The following is a 19,021-nucleotide window of genomic DNA, read 5'->3' as shown; positions in this document are numbered from 1 at the left end:
TTTCCACCCCCATCAGCGAAACCAATCAAAGGGTTAGGCACACTCCATTGGAGCCGCTCCCCCACTTCCCCTAGTCTGGCGACTCATCACAAGGAGACCCGCCATGACCGACAAGACCCTGCGCAGCGCCAACGGCGCCCCCGTCGTCGACAACAACAACAGCCTCACCGCCGGCCCCCGCGGCCCCGTCCTGATGCAAGACATCTGGTTGATGGAGAAACTCGCCCACTTCGACCGCGAGCGCATTCCCGAGCGGGTGGTGCACGCCAAAGGCTCGGGCGCCTACGGCACCTTCACCGTGACCCACGATATCAGCGCCTTCAGCAAGGCCGACCTGTTCAACGCCGTCGGCAAGCAGACCCCGGTGTTCCTGCGCTTCTCCACCGTGGCCGGCGAGAAGGGGGCCGCCGACGCCGAGCGCGACGTGCGCGGCTTCGCCCTCAAGTTCTACACCGAGCAGGGCAACTGGGATCTGGTGGGCAACAACACCCCGGTGTTCTTCATTCGCGATCCCCTGAAATTCCCCGACTTCATCCACACCCAGAAGCGGGATCCCCGCACCAACCTGCGCAGCGCCACCGCCGCCTGGGACTTCTGGTCACGCCACCCGGAATCCCTGCATCAGGTCACCATCCTCTTCAGCGATCGCGGCATTCCCAGGAGCCTGCGGGAGATGAACGGCTACGGCAGCCACACCTTCAGCTTCATCAACTCGGCCAACGAGCGCTTCTGGGTCAAGTTCCACTTCAAGACCGAGCAAGGCCACCGCTTCTACACCGATGAAGAGGCCGCCACCGCCGTCGGTCAGGACAGAGAGACCAGTCAGGCCGATCTGTTCAACGCCATCGAGCGGGGCGACTTCCCGCGCTGGAAGGTCTATGTGCAGGTGATGCCGGAGGCCGAAGCCCAGACCTACAAGATCCACCCGTTCGATCTCACCAAGGTGTGGCCCCACAAGGACTACCCGCTCATCCCGGTGGGCGTGCTGGAGCTCAACCAGAACCCGGACAACTACTTCGCCCACGTGGAGCAGGCCGCCTTCACCCCGGCCAACGTGGTGCCCGGCATCGGCTTCTCGCCGGATCGCATGTTGCAGGGTCGCCTGTTCTCCTACGGTGACACCCAGCGCTACCGCCTCGGCGTCAACCACGGCCTGCTGCCGGTCAACGCCCCGCGCTGCCCGTTCCACCACGGTGCCCACCGCGACGGCGCCATGCGGGCGGACAGCAACGGTGGCGCCAGCCCCAACTACCAACCGAACCGCTTCGGCACCCAGCAGCCGAGCGAGCAGCACGAACCGGCCCTGAGTCTGGAAGGGGCTGCCCTGCACTACGATTTTCGTGACTACGACAGCGACTACTACAGCCAGCCGGGGGATCTCTTCCGCCTGATGGACGAGGGGCAGCGTGCCCGCCTCGCCGCCAACCTGGCCCGCTCCATCATCAATGTGGAGGATGACGCCATCGTCGCGGCCCAGCTCAGGCACTTCGAGCAGGCCGACCCCGAGTACGCCAAGCGGGTCGAGCTGGCCCTGGCCGCCCTGCAACGCTGAGTCGCAGGCAGCCAACCTCTGCAAATGCAAAACGGGGGCCCGATGGCCCCCGTTCTCGCATGACGGTCTTTGCTGAATGAAGGGGTTGTACCGCCAGCTCACGACGGCAACGACGTTGTGCACTGGCAGAACGGCACCATTATCCACCTGTGGTAATAAATCTGCCTGCGGTAATGCACTTATATTCACCAATAAAAACGCAGCCCGAGGCTCCGTTTTTCAATGCGGTATCCATCCCGGACGCAGCGCCCTCGCGCGCTTCCCTCCCTTGCCAACAAGGGTTGGTACCGCCAGCTCACGACGGCAACGACGTTGTGCACTGGCAGAACGGCATCATTATCCACCTGTGGTAATAAACCTGTCTGCGGTAATGCACTTTTAGTCACCCATAAAAACGGAGCCCGAGGCTCCGTTTTTCAATGCCGTATCCATCCCGGACGCAGCGCCCTCGCGTGCTTCCCGCTCCCTTGCCAACAAGGGTTGGTACCGCCAGCTCACGGCGGCAACGACGTTGTGCATTGGCAGAGCGGCACCATTATCCACCTGTGGTAATAAACCTGCCTGCGGTAATGCACGTTTAGTCACCAATAAAAACGGAGCCCGAGGCTCCGTTGTTCAATGCGGTATCAATCCCGGACGGAACGCGCTTCGCGCTCTTCCCGCTCCCTTGCCAACAAGCGTTTGTACCACCAGCTACTGCGACGACGTTGTGCATTGGAAGAGCGACGAGCCATTGCTTAGATCCCAGTCAAGAGAAGAAAGAGCCGCATTATGCGATAGAGATCACGCCCGTGTCTGTAGCTGGATCAAGAAAAGGCTCACTGGCCCACCCGGATCGTCCGCTGGTTGCCCTCCAGTTCACCACTCTGTGACGGCGTCGTCACCTCTCGCCAGATCAGGGGACCATTGGTCTCCATCGCCTGTTGCGGCGCGCACTCCAGCCAGAGCCCCCCCTGCTGGATACGGGCCCCCTGGGAGTATTTCTGATCCTGATACCAGCACACCCGCTCGGGCAGCGAACCAAGGGGCAGCACCAGCTCGGTGCCCACCGAGTGGCTGAGGGTGTTGGACGCCGGGGCGGCCAACGCGGGGAAGAGCCAGCCAAGGGCCAGCAGACAACCTGCACAACGGATCATGGGAATTCCTGTCACGGGGGAGTGAAAGTGTAAAGCGACCAGCAGAGCCCTCGACTTGACCAATAAATGTCGGCTCATCTGGCATTCCGGAAGCAATATGATAGCCTGCCTGCGCCCGCCAAGGCCTGTCAGGGCGCTGCCGTGGGCCCCCACCGGCATCGCCGGGATGCGGTAATGAATAACCCTTAATAATCAGATAATTAACTGGATATGTTGTCAATGCGTATCATGCCGTTGCTCAAGGCTGCCTGCCTGAGCCTGATGTTGTCCGCCTGTGTCGCCCCCCTGCTGATGATGAGCCCCACCAGCCAGCTGATGTGGGCCCTGCTCAAGCCGCTGGTCGGTTTCGATCCGAACGAGGCCAACCTGTTCGAGCAGCCGCTGATCAAGGACAGAATGACCGCCATGCTGGGGCCCAACTACGAGAGCACCATGCAACTGCTCAAGACCGCCGACGAGCTGCAACAGGAGGGACCGCTCTTTTACGTGGTCTCCCGCTACGCCCCCGTGCCGGACGTAGCCAAGCAGGCCGGCATGGTCTGGAACGCCGACACCAACCAGCTCGCCGTCATGGTGCAAAAAGGTGACGGGGCGACCCAGGTCTTCGGGGAAAACCTGACGGCCGCCACCCCGACCTGGCCCAGCGCCATGCAGGGCTGGCAGTCCCAGGCCACCCCGGCCGCCACGGCCCTGACCGGTGCCGGTCAGGGGCTCACGGGCGCGGGCAGTTCTCTGCTGGGCACCATGATGGGGGGCCTGCAACAGAGCGCCAGCAAGGCCCTGTCCGACTCCACCAGACAGGTGATCGGCAGTGCCGCCACCACGGCGCAGCAGCAAGCCGAAAAGGCGGTGAGCGACAGCGCCAAGCAGGCCGTCAGCAGCGCCGCCGCCATCAGTGCCGCAACCACAGCGCAGCAACAAGCCGCCAAGGCGGTGAGCGACAGCGCCAAGCAGGCTGCCAGCAGTGCCGCCGCCATCAGTGCCGCCACCACGGCGCAGCAGCAAGCCGCCAGCAGCGCAGCGACCAGCAGTGCCGCGACCAGTGCACAGCAGCAAGCGGCCAAGGCGGTGCAGCAACAGGGCGAGAAGCGGGAAGCGACCTCCGGCACCCTGAGCGATCAGGCCAGGGCGGATGCCGAAGCGGAGCTGGAAAAACTGCTGAACTGACTTTTTTAAGCGTCATGCCACCATAAAAACAGGCCATCACATGATGGCCTGTTGTTTATCTGACCCGTAGCAGGGGAAGATCAGAAATGGCGGTCCTGCTCGGTGGGCTTGGCACCCTGCTCTTCGCTGTGCTCGATGGCGGTGCGGATAAGGTCGACGCCAGCCCGGATGATCAGCACCCCCATGTTGACCAGCTTGACGCAGACCCACATGAAGGTGATGAGCAGGATCAGCTTGAGCACCGTCTGGAATGCCTCCAGGAAGTTCTGCTCCAGCTGGGCAGTGAGCCCGTTGGCGCTGCTCATCAGCCAGGTATACACCTCGCGCACGAAGGGGATCCGGCTCGGCATCTCCAACACGTCCAGCGCCGCAGGCAGGGCCTGGAAGATGACGATGCTGCCAAACAGTATCAGGATGACGCCGATGGCAATCCCCAGAAAGAAACCGAACTGTCGCATGAAGAGCCCCACAATGTAGTGAATGAGAAGAACAATAGCCGCCAATACTAGGGACTGCCCGCGCAGACGGCAATCCTTGCGTCCCCGACAGGGTCGGTGCCCCCTGCAAGCCATTGCCCGGCCGTCTGATTTCTGTGACCCTTGTCCCCACTCCTTGCCCCTGGGTGTCATCATGTTTCGAGTCGTCTTCTGCCTGCTGCTGTTGCTGGGCGGTGCCCTGCCCGCCTCCCGCGCCGAATCCCCTCCCTCTGCGGCCGCCTGCGTGATCCGCCACCAGCAAGGGATCCTGCTGGTGCAGGACAGGCTCTCCTCGCGCTACAGCCTGAGCGGCGGTTACATCGACAGGGGGGAGACCCCGGAGCAGGCGGCCCTGCGCGAGCTGTTCGAGGAGACCGGCCTCCAGGGTCGCGTCACCGGCGAGCTGGGACGCTGGCAACGGGCCAGGGTGTTCGCCTGCCAGACCCTGGAGCCCCTGCGGGTCCAGAGAGGGACGGGGTTTGTCTCCCTGCTCCAGGCCCCGGATCTCGGTGGCGAGATCCTGAACGCCAGGCTGATCGCGGCCGCCGACCTGCCCCCTGACCAGCGTCGCTTCCCGGCGCAGATCGACTGGATAGCCCCGAGGCTGGCCGAGGTGCCCGAGAGCCAGGTGCTGTGGGTGACGGATTTCAGCGACGCGGCCAGTGCGCTGCACCGCGCCGAGTTGCCGCTGATCCAGCGCCTGCAACGGTGGCTAGGGCCGGATGCGCTCTGGCCAAGGGCGGGCAATCTGCTGGGCTCGGCCCCCTTCCAGCTGGCGCTGCTGCCCTTGCTGTTGCCCCTGCTCGGCTGGTCCAGGCTGCGCCACCTGCTGTTTGCCATGGTGCTGCTCACCCTGGTGGTGAACCTGCTCAAGGCGGGCATCGGCTGGCCCAGGCCCTTCCACCTGCAGCCCGAGCTGGCCCGCCAGAGTGCCCAGGGCTTCGGCATGCCGAGCGGCCACGCCGCCTCGACCCTGCTCTACTGGGGCCTGCTGCTTGGCTGGCTGCCGGCGCTGCGGGCCTGGCAGGGGGCCCTGCTGGCCCTGTTGCTGGCCGGCGTGGCCGGGCTGGCCCGGGTCTGGCTGGGGGTCCACTTCCTCTCGGATGTGGTGGCCGGTCTTGCCCTGGGGGCCCTGCTGCTGGCACTGCGCGCCCCGCTGGCGAAGCTGGCGGCACGCCCGCTCCCCTGGGCCGGGGTGCTCATCGCCAGCGCCCTCTCGGCCTGGCTCACCCAGTCCACCGCCCTGGCCGGGCTTGCCATGTTCACCCTGGGGCTGGTATCGGGTAATCTGCTATCACTCGAACGGAGCCCCACCCCCGCCCTGCCCGCCGCACTGCTGACCCTGGCAGGGGGACTGGTCGTGGCAGGGCTCCTGTTCCTGGTGCCCGCGCTCACCAGCAGCTCTCTGCTGATCCTCGCGGGACAAGGGTGGCTCTTTGGCTGCCTGGGGTTCTGGCTCAGCGCCGGGCTCTGGTGGTCGTTGTCCGCTATCCGTCACGGTGCCCGAACCGGGCGCTCAACCCCTCGTTAAGGGAATGCCATGAATATGAAAAAAGTGGATTTGGCCAAGATCACCCTGGGCTTGCTGTTCCTCAGCCTGCTCATCATCTCGTGCTTCATGGTCTTGCGCCCCTTCCTGCCCGCCCTGGTGTGGTCGACCATGATCACCATCGCCACCTGGCCCCTGATGCAGATGGCCCAGCGCCTGCTGTGGGGCAAGCGCACCTTGGCGGCGTTGCTGATGACCAGCATCTTGCTGCTCATCTTCGTCATTCCCCTCTTCATGACGCTGGCCAACGTGGCGGAGAAGGCCCCCATGCTCATCGAGCTGGGCACCGAGCTCAGCCAATCCCCGCCCCCCGAGCTGCTCTGGTTGCAGCAAGTACCCCTGGTGGGCGACAAACTCTATGAGTTCTGGCAGCAGATCCTCGCGAGCGGCGGCCAGGTGCTGTTCACCAAGCTGGCCCCCTACTTCGGCCAGACCGCCCGCTGGCTGGCGGCCCAGGCGGGCAACCTCGGCCTGCTGTTCGTCCACTTCCTGCTGACCGTGGCCATCTGCGGCCTGCTCTACCACTCGGGGGAGAAGGCGGCAGAAGGCATTCGCCGCTTCGCCCACCGTCTGGCGGGCCAGCGCGGTGACAATGCGGTGGTGCTCGCCTCCCAGGCCATCCGTGCCGTCGCCATGGGGGTGGTGGTGACCGCCCTGGTGCAATCCTCGGTGGCGGGCCTGGGCCTGCTCATCGCCGGCATTCCCTATGTCATGGTGCTGGTGGTGCTGATGTTCCTGCTGATCGTCGCCCAGATAGGCCCCTTCCCGGTGCTGCTGGCCAGCGTCGGCTACCTCTACTGGAGCGGGGACACCACCTGGGGCACCTTCCTGCTGGTCTGGTCCCTGCTGGCGGGCACCATGGACAACTTCCTTCGCCCCTTCCTCATCAAGCGCGGGGCCGACCTGCCGCTGATCCTCATTCTGGTGGGGGTCATCGGCGGCTTGCTGGCCATGGGGATCATCGGTCTCTTCATCGGCCCCGTGGTGCTGGCGGTGGGCTACACCCTGCTGGATGCCTGGATCAAGGAAGATGACCAGCCGGCGAGCGCTCTGGTGGAACCGCCCAAGGCGCCGTGACGATTCATTCATCCCCGATGCAAAGAGCCGCCCCAGGGCGGCTCTTCTGTTTATTACCGTCCCATGCAGGTTCGATTAGCGAAGCATAATCGGACGATCGAGATGCCGCTGTCCGGTGTGTCCATGAATCAGCGGCATCTGTCAGCAGGGAAATATTGATGGCTGTTATAGCGGGAGAATTGATTTACGCGAACGTCCGATTACCCCTTACGGCTAATCGAACCGACGGCTGGTCGCGGCGTTTAGAACCAAAGTTCGAACCGGAACGCCAAAACACGAACCAGGGTTCGAATCACTCATTCCCCTCCCCTGTTCCCTGCCGAAGGTGCCCGCCACAATGCCTGCACCATTGGAGGAGAACACAAGATGAACGAACTGAGAGCAACACGGGCCCTCATCAGCGGCGGCGCCAGCGGCATCGGACTGGCCATCGCTGAGGCCCTGGCCAGCCAGGGGGTGGAGCTGATCCTGGCTTCCCGCCGTCTGGGGCTGCTGGAGCAGGAAGCGGCCAGACTGGAGGCGCGATACGGAGTGCGAGTCATGGCTCTGGCGCTGGATGTGTGCGACGGCGATCAGGTGCGGGACGGCCATGCCCGGATCCGGGAGCGGCTCGGCCCCGTCGATCTGCTTATCAACAACAGCGGGGTCGGCAGCGACCACCTGGTGCAGGATCTGCCGGAATCGGAGTGGGACAGGGTGATGGATACCTGTGCCAAGGGCACCTTCCTGCTGACCCGGGCCTGCCTGCCGGACATGCTGGCGAGCCGCCACGGCACCGTCATCAACATCGCCTCCCAGGCCGCCAGGCACGGCTATGCCAGGGCCAGCGTCTACTGCGCCGCCAAGTTTGCGGTGCTGGGGTTCGCCCGGGCACTGCGGGAAGAGGTGCAACACCAGGGCGTCCGGGTCCACACCCTCTGTCCCGGACTGGTGCAGGTGCCGCCCCCGGCCTGTCCGGGCGATCGCAAGCCCGGCTGGCTGCAGGTGGAGGATCTGGCCGAGGCCGTGCTCTACACCCTGCGCCAACCCCTTCACGTCCAGCTCGACGAGATCGGCATGACGGGGATCTGAGCGAGGTACCATGGAACGGCACCATGGACAACTTCTTGCGCCCCTTCCTCATCAAGCGCGGGGCCGACCTGCCGCTGATCCTCATTCTGGTGGGGGTCATTGGCGGCCTGCTGGCCATGGGGATCATCGGTCTCTTCATCGGCCCCGTGGTGCTGGCGGTGGGTTACACCCTGCTGGATGCCTGGATCAAGGAAGATGACCAACCGGCGAGCGCTCTGGTGGAGCCGCCCAAGGCGCCGTGATGATTCATTCATCCCCGATGCAAAGAGCCGCCCCAGGGCGGCTCTTTTGTTTATTACCGTCCCATGCAGGTTCGATTAGCGAAGCGTAATCGGACGATCGAGATGCCGCTGTCTGTATGGAGATGGTATTCACCTGACAGTTGCCCACAAAAGGGAGTGGTCATACGGCTTCAAACCGGATAACAAAACGGTACCCCTACCGTGTTATCCGGAGTCACCGTATGACCACCAACGAGAAAGTAGCACGTCGTAAACTCAGCCTGCTAGAGCTCGCCAAAGAGCTCAATAATGTCAGCAAAGCCTGCAAGCTCATCGGCTACAGCCGTCAGCAGTTCTACGAAATTCGCCGTAACTACCAGACCTATGGCGCCGAGGGCTTGCTCGACAAACTCCCCGGCTGTAAAGGCGCTCATCCCAACCGAGTCGCTCCCGAGATTGAGCAAGCCATCCTCGATTACTCTCTCACCAGACCAACCCATGGCCCGCTGCGGGTCGCGCAAGAACTGGCTCTGCAAGGCATCAACGTCAGTGCAGGCGGTGTGCGTGGCGTGTGGCAACGTCACGACTTGCTCTCCAAGCATGACCGCTTGTTGCGCCTCGAGAAAACCCACCGGGAGCAGACCATTGAGCTCAATGACGAGCAGATCCGCCTGTTAGAACGCTTCAGCCCCGAGTTTCGCGAACGCCAGATTGAGGTCCACTACACCGGAGAACTGGTGGCGGTTGACACCTTCTTCGTCGGCGCGCTCAAGGGGGTTGGCAAGGTGTATCTGCAAACCGTGCTGGACTGCTACAGTCGCCATGCCTGGGGACGGCTCTACACCAGCAAGCTGCCGGTGACCGCGGTTTGTTTCTGCAACTGGAGGGAATTGAACACCGGACAACCACGGTACGCAGGCCGCAGAGCAACGGTTTTATCGAGCGACTGCATCGCACACTGCTGGATGAACACTTCCGTATCAAGGGGAGAACGACCTGGTATGAGTCGGTAGAACAGATGCAGACAGACCTGGATAGCTACCTGGGACACTACAACACCCAGCGGCCACATCAGGGCAGGATGATGGAGGGTCAGACCCCCTACAGCATGTTCAAGAAGGGTCTGAAATTGATACCGAAGGAAGTGCGCACTAAAGTAGCGTAAACAAGACACCGGTTTGAGGCCGGTGTCAGGTGATAACTAGATCTGTACAGCGCCATCCAACCTCCTTTTCATAAACAAGTCAGTAGTGTGATCGGGGACTATATATCAAAAAATCGAAGGAGTGCCGCGCCTTCTTCCACTGGCTCGGCCAGCAATTTGCTGACGGCGAACCCGACCGGGAGGGGGGAGGGGTTGCCACACTCTGAGAGCGGTCACTGAATCGGGGCGGCAAGGGTGATTAAATGGCCCCTTCCCTTTTGCCGGATATCGCCGTGACCATGCCATCCGTCCCCCAGCCCCCCTCGTCCTGGCCCGAGCACCTGCAGGCCTCCTGGCTGCGCTGTGCCCACCAGACCAGCGCGTCCCTCTGGCATCCTCCCCACTGCGCCAGAGGGCAGACCCTGGAGAGCCTGCGCCAGCGCAAGCGGGACCTGCTCACCACCGGCGAGATGGCACTGGAGGATCTCTACGAGTTCATGGAGGGGCGCCCCTGCGCCCTGCTGCTCACCGACGAGAGCGGTTGCCTGCTGGCCCGGACCGGCCACCCCGATACCCTGCAGGCGCTGGCGGCACTCGGTTTTGGCCCAGGCGCGTTTTTCAGCGAGGGACGCATCGGCACCAATGCCGTCAACCTGGCGGCCCTGGAGGGGGTGCCGCTCTGCGTCAGCGGCCCCCAGCACTTCAACCAGCGTCTCCACCCCTGGCACTGCTGTGCCAGCCCCGTCTACAACAGCACCGGTCGCCAGGTGGCGATCGTGGCCCTGATCTGCCGGGTGGAAGAGGCCGCACCGGGGGATCTCGCGCTCACCGTCAGCGCCGGCCGCGAGCTGGCCAATCTGCTGCAGATGGAGCGCCTGATGCAGGAGTCCCAGCACCACTTGAGCGAGCTCTATACCCTGTTGGATGGCATGGAAGACGGCGTGCTGGCCTGGGATCCCCAGGGGCGGCTGCGCTACCTCAACGCCCTGGCGGCCAGTCGGCTGCAACTCGACCCGGCTGTCTGCCTGGGTCAGCCCCTCGATCACCATCTGCTGATGCCCCAGCGCCTGCGTCTGGCCATCGCGGAGATGACCCCCCTGAGCCATGTGGAGGTGACGCTGGAGCGGCGAGAGACCCGGAGCGAGGCCTTCATCGACGCCCTGGTGAGCCTCAAGCCCCTGCCGGGGCCGGACGGGGTCAGCTTCATCGTCCTGCTCCATCCCACCGATCGGCTGCGCGCCATTCATCAACTGCGCCAGACGGTGCCCGAGCTCTCCGCCCTGGTGGGGGAGTCGAGCGCCATGCGCAAACTGCTTCGCCACGCCCGCCAGGCGGCCAGGGGACATGGCCCCGTCCTGCTGCGAGGGGAAGAGGAGGTGGGCAAGGCCCAACTGGCGGAGGCCATCCACTTTGGCAGCGAGCGAGCCGCCGGCCCCCTGGTCATCTTCAACTGCCAGGCATGGCCGAGGGAGCGGATGGCGCTGGAACTCATGGGGTCCGACGAGGCGGGGCAGGAGCGGGCCGGCAAGTTCGAGCTGGCTCACGGTGGCACGCTAGTGCTGGAGCAGGTGGAGTGCCTGCCCGCCCCCATGCAGGCCGCCCTGCTGCAACTGCTCAAGACGGGGCGCATCCAGCGCTTCGACTCCGCCCGCATCCTGCCCCTCAGGGTGAGGATCATCGCGACCAGCAGCGCCCCGCTGGAGCAGCGGGTGCAGGAGGGGGAATTCGGGCGCCAGCTGCTCTATGCGCTGCAAGGGTGCGAACTCTGGCTGCCGAGCCTGCGGGAGCGCAGCGCCGATCTGCCTGGCCTCATCCGCCAGCACCTGACGGTGCAGGGGGGCGAGCCGGGGCGCCAGTTCACCCCTGACGCCCTCGACTGCCTGCTAGCCTACCCCTGGCCCGGCAACCTGGGGGAGCTGCGCAGCGCCATCGAGTACGCCCTGCTGCATTGCAGTGAGGCACAGATCCCGCCCCGGGCGCTCCCGGCCACCATCCGCCAGGGTCATTGTCTGCTGGCGGACGAGGTGGTGGGACAGCCGCTGCTCACCCTGGCGGAGCTGGAGCATCAGGCGATCCTGCGGGCCGCCCGTGCCAGCAAGGGCCAGGTCAGCCAGATGGCGCGCCAGCTCGGGATCAGCCGCACCACCCTCTGGCGGCGACTCAAACTGCTCGACATCGATCCCGCCGACTACCACCACTGACCAGAACGCCCCTCAAAAAAAGCGGGCCCCGTCTTGACGGGGCCCGGATGGGGAAATGTTTCAGTCGCCGAAGCGATCCTGCGCCAGTTGCTGGAAGCAGCTCAGCGCCGCCCCGGCATCCTCACCTCGCGCCAGCAGGATGAGCCTGTCCCCCTGGCGCACATCGAGCATGGCGAGCCGGCTCAGGCTGCGGGGATTCGCCTCTTTCTCCCCCTTTTGCAGCCTGAGTTCAGCGGCAAAGGGCTTGAGTGCCGCGACCAGCCGGGCGGCGGGGCGCACATGCAGGCCGTGGGGGTTATCGACTACCACCTCGCAGCGCAACCAGCCGTCGTCGGCAACGGGGGCTGCCTCCGTGGTGGCCTGCGCCGCACTGGCAGGCAGCATTCCCTGTTTCGGGCCCAGGGCGCCAAGCGCCTCGGCGGCTACCTCGTCCAGCGTCAGGCCTGCGCCAGCGGCCACCACGGCGGCCAGAGTGCCCTCGACCAGCGGGGCGGGGCAGAGCCGCACCCGGGCACTCAGCTCGGGGGGCAGCAACTCGAGGGCGGTCTCGGCGCTCAGCAGGGCGCTGCCGAGATCCATCAGCACCAGCACGCCGCTGCCGTCGTCCGCTTCTTCAATCGCACTCATCACGGCGATGGCGTCGGTGCCGATGGGGTGATCGGGGTCATCGACCCCGGCCGCCAGCAGCAATCGGGCCGGGCTGCCGAGCTGGTCGGCTAGCGCTTTCAAGCCGGCTGCCAGCAGGGCGCTGTGAGAGACAACTACGATTCCGATCATGTCATAACCTCGCTCTGTCACGCAGGGCGGTCAACAGCAACAGGGTCGAGGTGGCCCCGGCATCCTGATGGCCGATGCTGCGCTCGCCAAGATAGCTGGCGCGCCCCTTGCGGGCCTGCATCTGGATGGTCGCCTCGGTACCTGCCGCAGCAGCCGCCACCGCCTTGTCCAGCGCTTCGTTGAGGGGCAACTCTTGCTGCTGCGCCTGTTGCAGGGCGGCCAGTGCCGGCCACCAGGCGTCGCACATGGTCTTGTCGCCCGGCTCGGCACGGCCGCGGGAGACGATCCCCTCGACCCCGTCGCTCAGCATTTTGCACAGCTGGCTGAGGCTGAGGCTCTGGCAGGCATCGCTGCTGGCCGCGGCCCGGATAAAGAAGGTGCCGTAGAGCGGGCCGCTGGCGCCGCCGACCGAGGAGAGCAATGTCATGCCGGTGGTTTTCAGCACCTGGCCGATGTCTTTGTCCGCCACTGCCGGCAGCTTCTCGGCCACCTTGGCGAAGCCGCGCTGCATGTTGAGGCCGTGGTCGCCGTCGCCGATATCGGTATCCAGCGCGGTGAGGTAGTCACGCTGCTCGGTAAAGATGTGTTCGCAGTCGAGCAGCCAGTTGACGATTTGGTGTTTGCTTAGCATGGCTATCGGCACTCCTTAGCAGCCGCGACGCAGGGCGGGGGTGTGAACGGGGGCATCCCACAGGGTCATCAACTCATCATCCACCTTGAGCAATGTGATGGAGATGCCGGTCATGTCGAGGGAGGTGCAGTAGGGGCCAATGAGGTTGCGCACCAGATGGATGCCCGCCTCTTCGCACAGGGTAGCGAGACGGCCATAGACGCCATAGAGCTCGGAGATGGGGGTGCCGCCCAAGCTGTTGACCAGCGCGATGACTCGATCGCCTTTGTTGAGCGGTTCGATAAAGGTGTGCTCCTCCTGCCAGCTGCCGCTGGTGCGATCCCAGTGGCGCAGGGTGCGGCCATAGGGGGTATTGTCAGCAAGCTCGCTGAACATGTCGTCCACCAGGGCGTTGAGGTCGGTGAAGGGACGGCGCTCGATACCGGGTTCGCCGTGAATGCCCACGCCGAACTCCACCTCGTTGTCAGCCAGGGTGAAGGAGGGTTTGCCGGCAGCAGGGACGGTGCAGGCGTGCATGGCCACGCCTATGGTGCGGCTCTGGTTGTTGATGCGACGGGCCAACGCCTCGCAGCGCGCCAGATCGTAGCCCGCCTCGGCGGCGGCACCGACCAGCTTCTCGCACAGCACTGTCGTGGCAACACCACGGCGGCCAGCGGTGTAGAGGCTGTCCTTCACCGCCACGTCGTCATCGATGAGGGCGAAGCCCACCTTGACCCCGTCACCGTGCAGCAGCTCGACCGCGGTCTCGAAGTTGAGCACGTCGCCGGTGTAGTTCTTCACCAGAAACAGCACGCCGGCGCCGCCGTCGACGGCCTGACCGCACTCGTACATCTGATCCGGGGTCGGGGACGTGAAGATCTCGCCGGGGCAGGCACCATCCAGCATTCCTTTGCCCACCAGGCCACCGTGCATGGGCTCGTGGCCGCTGCCGCCACCGGAGACCAGCGCCACCTTGCCCGTCACGGGGGCGTCGGCGCGGGTGATGTAGTGGGGTTCGATTCTCACCTTGAGCTCGGGGTGGGCAGCGGCCATCCCCATCAGTTGTTCACGGACCACGGCATCGACAGCGTTGATCAGCTTCTTCATGGCTCACTCCTTGGCTTGCCACCACACGGGTGGACAGATGGTTGATGCAGCCAGTCTAGCGAGCCATAGGGGGATAAAAATGACAGGGGTTTCGGTTCGGATCTGAAACAACAAACAAAGCCTGACGTTTCAATCTGAAACGAGCGGATGGGGAAGATCCGGGAAAGTGTTAGCCGCCTCACAGCCATGAAAAAGGGCCCCGCAGGGCCCTTCTCGATAGCGTGAGGATTAGATGGCCCAGCCACCGGCGTAGAAGATCACCAGGGCCACGGCGATGATGACGGTGCCGATGTTGAGCTTCTTCCACTCGGCGGCAAACAGGCGGCCGACCACCAGGGCCACGAAGCCTAACATGATGCCGGTGACGATGTTGCAGGTGAGCACGATGAAGACGGCGCACAGCATGCCGGAGAGGGCATCGACCGAGTCGTTGAAGTCCAGCTTGGTGACGTTGCCCAGCATCAGCAGGCCCACATACATCAGGGCCGGTGCGGTGGCGTAGGCCGGCACCAGATAGCTCAGCGGGGAGAGGAAGATCATCAGCAGGAAGAGCACGCCGACCAGGGTGGCGGTCAGACCTGTCTTGCCGCCGGCAGCGGTCCCTGCGGCAGATTCGATGTAGACGGCTGCCGGAGCACCACCTACCACGCCCGCCACCATACTGCTGACGGAGTCCGCAGTCAGGGCCTTGCCACCGCTGATGATGTGACCACGCTCGTTGATGAGGCCAGCCTGACCGGCCACGGCACGGATGGTGCCGGTGGCGTCAAACACGGCGGTCATCACCAGCGCCAACACGGTCGGAATCACCACCGGATTGAGGGCGCCCAGCAGATCCATGCTGCCCACCAGGGAGCCATTCTCGCCACTCAGGCTCGGCATGGCGAAGAAGCCCTGCCAGGTCACTTTCGGATCGAAGATAAGGCCGAGGATGGAGATGGCGATGATCACCATCAGGATGCCGCCCGGCACCTTGCGGCGCTCCAGGCCGAAGATGGCAGCCAGACCCAGCACCGTCATGATGACCGGGAAGGCGGTGATCTCGCCGAGCTGCACCGGCAGGCCAGCCCCTTCATTCTTGATCACCATGCCGACCCCGTTGGTGGCGATCAGCAGCAGGAACAGGCCGATACCGATGCCGGTACCGTGGGCGATGCCGGAGGGGAGGTTGTCCAGGATCCACTGGCGCACGCCGGTGACGCTGATCAGGGTGAACAGCACCCCCATCAGGAAGATGGCGCCCAGCGCGACCGGAATGCTCAGCCCCTGACCCAGCACCAGGCTGAAGGCGGTAAAGGCGGTGAGAGAGATGGCACAACCGATGGCCATCGGCAGCTTGGCCCAGAGCCCCATCAGCAGGGAGCCGAAGGCGGCGATCAGACAGGTCGCCACAAACACCGGGCCCTGCTCAAAACCGGCTGCGCCCAGCATGTTCGGCACGACGATGATGCTGTAGACCATCGCCAGGAAGGTGGTCAACCCGGCCAGCAGCTCCTGTCGCACCGTGCTGCCACGCTGGCTGATGGAGAAATAGGAATCCAGAAACCCGCCATTGCCGGCGCGGACCGTCGTTTGTTGCGTTGCCATAGTTCATCCTGAAAGTGTGAAGGAAATCGTTTGCTTGCTGGCGCGCAAAATAGCAAGAATTTGACGAGATTGCAGCGGATAAGCCCCCATTTCCCCGAAGTTTTTCATAAAAGGGCTCGTTGGAGGCCTCATTTTCCATGAGAGAGGCCCATCCCAAGCTTCTACACTCTTAGCTAGCCACGTTCCCATCTACCGGAGAGAAGCCCATGCACACAGGCAACCTGCTTGGCCAGATCCCCTCCCCCCTGCCCAGTGAAGTGTTCGCGGATCTGGTCAGTACCAACAATGTTCGTATCGAGCGCATTCTCTCCCAGGGGCAGCAGACCCCTACCGGAGAGTGGTTCGATCAGGATGAACACGAATGGGTATTGCTGGTGCAGGGAGAGGCCATCCTGGTCTTCATCACACCGGATACCGGGGTACAGGAACGCGTCCATCTGGGGCCGGGGGATTACATCAACATCCCGGCGCACCTTCAGCACAGGGTGGAGTGGACCCATCCGACCGAGACAACCGTCTGGCTCTGCGTCTATTACTAGCAAGCTCACGGCTCAAGAAGGCAATGCTTCTGCTGCTAAGATCGAAGAGGAGACCGTGGAGACGAAAAAAAGCCCAGTCTTTCGACTGGGCTTCTTAAGTAGTGGCGGAGCAGACGCAGAGACGGACAAAGTCCGGCTCAAGCACAAGGAACAACAGACCGGGACAAAGTTGCCAGTGGCAAGTCACAACCCTAGTGGCTGCTTCTTGTGCTCTGAGCTCTTATCCCGACGCCAGAAAGCAAAAAGGCCTTCCCGTCAGGGAAGGCCTTTCAATTTAGTGGCGGAGCGGACGGGACTCGAACCCGCGACCCCCGGCGTGACAGGCCGGTATTCTAACCGACTGAACTACCGCTCCGCATTCGGTTAGCTTTCGCTAAATCTTTTGCTGCTTGTTTGTGAGGTGTCATCCTCGCAGCCGGTTATGTGATTCTTCACATCACCATTTAATTGGGTGCCTGGCAGTGTCCTACTCTCGCATGGCGAATGCCACACTACCATCGGCGCTACAGCGTTTCACTTCTGAGTTCGGCATGGGGTCAGGTGGTTCCACTGCGCTATTGCCGCCAGGCAAAATCTTAATCCAGAAAGCTGACGTGAGTAGTGATGTTGCACTTGGCTTGTCACTATCACTGAATTAGGTAAGTAGTCTCGCACTTGCTACAAGGCCAGAAACACTTCTTGGGTGTTGTATGGTTAAGCCTCACGGGTAATTAGTATGGGTTAGCTCAACGTATCGCTACGCTTACACACCCCACCTATCAACGTTGTGGTCTCCAACGGCCCTTTAGGACCCTCAAGGGGTCAGGGATGACTCATCTCAGGGCTCGCTTCCCGCTTAGATGCTTTCAGCGGTTATCGATTCCGAACTTAGCTACCGGGCAGTGCCACTGGCGTGACAACCCGAACACCAGAGGTTCGTTCACTCCGGTCCTCTCGTACTAGGAGCAACTCCCTTCAATCATCCAACGCCCACGGCAGATAGGGACCGAACTGTCTCACGACGTTCTGAACCCAGCTCGCGTACCACTTTAAATGGCGAACAGCCATACCCTTGGGACCGACTTCAGCCCCAGGATGTGATGAGCCGACATCGAGGTGCCAAACACCGCCGTCGATATGAACTCTTGGGCGGTATCAGCCTGTTATCCCCGGAGTACCTTTTATCCGTTGAGCGATGGCCCTTCCATTCAGAACCACCGGATCACTATGACCTACTTTCGTACCTGCTCGACCTGTCCGTCTCGCAGTTAAGCTGGCTTATGCCATTGCACTAACCTCCTGATGTCCGACCAGGATTAGCCAACCTTCGTGCTCCTCCGTTACTCTTTGGGAGGAGACCGCCCCAGTCAAACTACCCACCAGGCACTGTCCGCGAGCCCGATTCAGGGCCCTGCGTTAGAACATCAAACATACAAGGGTGGTATTTCAAGGACGGCTCCAGCGCAACTGGCGTCACGCCTTCAAAGCCTCCCACCTATCCTACACATGTAGGTTCAATGTTCAGTGCCAAGCTGTAGTAAAGGTTCACGGGGTCTTTCCGTCTAGCCGCGGGTACACCGCATCTTCACGGCGAATTCGATTTCACTGAGTCTCGGGTGGAGACAGCATGGCCATGGTTACACCATTCGTGCAGGTCGGAACTTACCCGACAAGGAATTTCGCTACCTTAGGACCGTTATAGTTACGGCCGCCGTTTACCGGGGCTTCGATCAAGAGCTTCGCTTGCGCTAACCCCATCAATTAACCTTCCGGCACCGGGCAGGTGTCACACCCTATACGTCCACTTTCGTGTTTGCAGAGTGCTGTGTTTTTGATAAACAGTCCCAGCCATCTGGTCACTGCGACTCCCGACAGCTCCATCCGCAAGGGACTTCACCATCAAGAGCGAACCTTCTCCCGAAGTTACGGTTCTATTTTGCCTAGTTCCTTCACCCGAGTTCTCTCAAGCGCCTTGGTATTCTCTACCCGACCACCTGTGTCGGTTTGGGGTACGATGACTTGTAATCTGAAGCTTAGAGGCTTTTCCTGGAAGCAGGGCATCAATGGCTTCCGCACCGTAGTGCGTTCGTCTCGTGTCTCAGTGTTGTGTCTCCGGATTTGCCTGGAAACACCACCTACGCACTTTCACCAGGACAACCGTCGCCTGGCCCACCTAGCCTTCTCCGTCCCCCCATCGCAATTACAAGTCGTGCAGGAATATTAACCTGCTTCCCATCGACTACGCCTTTCGGCCTCGCCTTAGGGGTCGACTCACCCTGCCCCGATTAACGTTGGACAGGAACCCTTGGTCTTCCGGCGAGGAGGCTTTTCACCCCCTTTATCGTTACTTACGTCAGCATTCGCACTTCTGATATCTCCAGCATGCCTCTCGACACACCTTCGCAGACTTACAGAACGCTCCCCTACCACTCACGCTTAGCGTGAATCCGCGGCTTCGGTGCCTGGTTTGAGCCCCGTTACATCTTCCGCGCAGGCCGACTCGACTAGTGAGCTATTACGCTTTCTTTAAATGATGGCTGCTTCTAAGCCAACATCCTAGCTGTCTGAGCCTTCCCACATCGTTTCCCACTTAACCAGAACTTTGGGACCTTAGCCGGCGGTCTGGGTTGTTTCCCTCTTCACGACGGACGTTAGCACCCGCCGTGTGTCTCCCGGATAGTACTTACTGGTATTCGGAGTTTGCATGGGGTTGGTAAGTCGGGATGACCCCCTAGCCCAAACAGTGCTCTACCCCCAGTAGTATTCGTCCGAGGCGCTACCTAAATAGCTTTCGGGGAGAACCAGCTATCTCCGAGTTTGATTGGCCT

13 protein-coding genes, 1 tRNA gene, 2 rRNA genes and 2 pseudogenes (1 of these 18 only partly in view) are annotated in these 19,021 nt (G+C 62.6%); 9 read left to right on the top strand and 9 right to left on the bottom strand.

All coding sequences use genetic code 11. From position 1 onward, the window contains the following. Positions 1-103: 103 nt before the first annotated feature. Positions 104-1,552: a catalase gene (locus C2U37_RS09180; RefSeq protein ID WP_104452152.1), complete on the top strand. Its 1,449-nt coding sequence runs from the start codon at positions 104-106 to the stop codon at positions 1,550-1,552. Positions 1,553-2,370: 818 nt separating this feature from the next. Here C2U37_RS09180 and C2U37_RS09175 read toward each other — a convergent pair. Further along, the gene (locus C2U37_RS09175; protein WP_104452151.1) at positions 2,371-2,688 is read right to left on the bottom strand and encodes a YnjH family protein; all 318 of its coding nucleotides are present in this window, start codon (positions 2,686-2,688) and stop codon (positions 2,371-2,373) included. Positions 2,689-2,907: 219 nt separating this feature from the next. Here C2U37_RS09175 and C2U37_RS09170 point away from each other — a divergent pair, with 219 nt between their 5' ends. Then, positions 2,908-3,855: a hypothetical protein gene (locus C2U37_RS09170; RefSeq protein ID WP_104452150.1), complete on the top strand. Its 948-nt coding sequence runs from the start codon at positions 2,908-2,910 to the stop codon at positions 3,853-3,855. 80 nt (positions 3,856-3,935) lie between these two features. Here C2U37_RS09170 and C2U37_RS09165 read toward each other — a convergent pair whose 3' ends face one another. Next, the gene (locus C2U37_RS09165; RefSeq protein ID WP_104453208.1) at positions 3,936-4,313 is read right to left on the bottom strand and encodes a hypothetical protein; all 378 of its coding nucleotides are present in this window, start codon (positions 4,311-4,313) and stop codon (positions 3,936-3,938) included. A 172-nt stretch (positions 4,314-4,485) separates the two neighbouring features. Between C2U37_RS09165 and C2U37_RS09160 the strand changes: the two genes are divergently transcribed. From C2U37_RS09160 to dhaR, 6 genes and pseudogenes are all read left to right on the top strand, one after another. Beyond that, positions 4,486-5,862, top strand: a complete 1,377-nt coding sequence (locus tag C2U37_RS09160; RefSeq protein WP_104452149.1) for a bifunctional NUDIX hydrolase/phosphatase PAP2 family protein — start codon at positions 4,486-4,488, stop codon at positions 5,860-5,862. A gap of 9 nt (positions 5,863-5,871) precedes the next feature. Next, on the top strand, positions 5,872-6,957 hold the full coding sequence (ydiK, locus tag C2U37_RS09155) for an AI-2E family transporter YdiK (protein ID WP_029314855.1): 1,086 nt from the start codon (positions 5,872-5,874) through the stop codon (positions 6,955-6,957). Between the two features lie 366 nt (positions 6,958-7,323). Next, the gene (locus C2U37_RS09150; protein ID WP_104452148.1) at positions 7,324-8,028 is read left to right on the top strand and encodes an SDR family oxidoreductase; all 705 of its coding nucleotides are present in this window, start codon (positions 7,324-7,326) and stop codon (positions 8,026-8,028) included. A gap of 17 nt (positions 8,029-8,045) precedes the next feature. Next, a pseudogene (locus C2U37_RS09145) lies at positions 8,046-8,270 on the top strand (AI-2E family transporter); the annotation flags it as partial. Positions 8,271-8,491: 221 nt separating this feature from the next. Then, positions 8,492-9,414, top strand: a pseudogene (locus C2U37_RS09140) (integrase core domain-containing protein). 278 nt (positions 9,415-9,692) lie between these two features. Next, positions 9,693-11,594, top strand: a complete 1,902-nt coding sequence (dhaR, locus tag C2U37_RS09135; RefSeq protein WP_104453207.1) for a dihydroxyacetone kinase operon transcriptional regulator DhaR — start codon at positions 9,693-9,695, stop codon at positions 11,592-11,594. Positions 11,595-11,654: 60 nt separating this feature from the next. Here dhaR and dhaM read toward each other — a convergent pair whose 3' ends face one another. The 4 genes from dhaM to C2U37_RS09115 form a co-directional block, all read right to left on the bottom strand. Further along, positions 11,655-12,371 (bottom strand): dihydroxyacetone kinase phosphoryl donor subunit DhaM, encoded by a 717-nt coding sequence (dhaM, locus tag C2U37_RS09130; protein WP_104452147.1) that lies wholly within the window; start codon positions 12,369-12,371, stop codon positions 11,655-11,657. 1 nt (position 12,372) lies between these two features. Continuing rightward, positions 12,373-13,002 carry a dihydroxyacetone kinase subunit DhaL gene (dhaL, locus tag C2U37_RS09125; protein ID WP_005341571.1) on the bottom strand — a complete coding sequence of 210 codons (630 nt, stop codon included), beginning with the start codon at positions 13,000-13,002 and terminating at the stop codon, positions 12,373-12,375. 15 nt (positions 13,003-13,017) lie between these two features. Then, the gene (gene dhaK / locus C2U37_RS09120; RefSeq protein WP_104452146.1) at positions 13,018-14,088 is read right to left on the bottom strand and encodes a dihydroxyacetone kinase subunit DhaK; all 1,071 of its coding nucleotides are present in this window, start codon (positions 14,086-14,088) and stop codon (positions 13,018-13,020) included. Between the two features lie 228 nt (positions 14,089-14,316). Next, positions 14,317-15,675 carry an NCS2 family permease gene (locus C2U37_RS09115; protein ID WP_104452145.1) on the bottom strand — a complete coding sequence of 453 codons (1,359 nt, stop codon included), beginning with the start codon at positions 15,673-15,675 and terminating at the stop codon, positions 14,317-14,319. 206 nt (positions 15,676-15,881) lie between these two features. Between C2U37_RS09115 and C2U37_RS09110 the strand changes: the two genes are divergently transcribed. After that, positions 15,882-16,214, top strand: coding sequence for a cupin domain-containing protein (locus C2U37_RS09110; RefSeq protein WP_010675945.1), 333 nt, complete (start codon positions 15,882-15,884; stop codon positions 16,212-16,214). Positions 16,215-16,492: 278 nt separating this feature from the next. On the opposite strand, the gene C2U37_RS09105 is transcribed toward C2U37_RS09110, so the two are convergent. The 3 genes from C2U37_RS09105 to C2U37_RS09095 all read right to left on the bottom strand — a co-directional run. Next, positions 16,493-16,569 (bottom strand) — tRNA-Asp (locus tag C2U37_RS09105). Between the two features lie 98 nt (positions 16,570-16,667). Then, positions 16,668-16,782 (bottom strand): 5S ribosomal RNA (rrf, locus tag C2U37_RS09100). A 121-nt stretch (positions 16,783-16,903) separates the two neighbouring features. After that, a 23S ribosomal RNA gene (locus C2U37_RS09095) occupies positions 16,904-19,021 on the bottom strand; it runs 771 nt beyond the window's last position.

The sequence above is a fragment of the Aeromonas sp. ASNIH1 genome (genome assembly GCF_002934285.1).
Classification (GTDB): Bacteria; Pseudomonadota; Gammaproteobacteria; order Enterobacterales; family Aeromonadaceae; genus Aeromonas; species Aeromonas caviae.
This window is presented reverse-complemented; position numbering and strand designations above follow the sequence as displayed.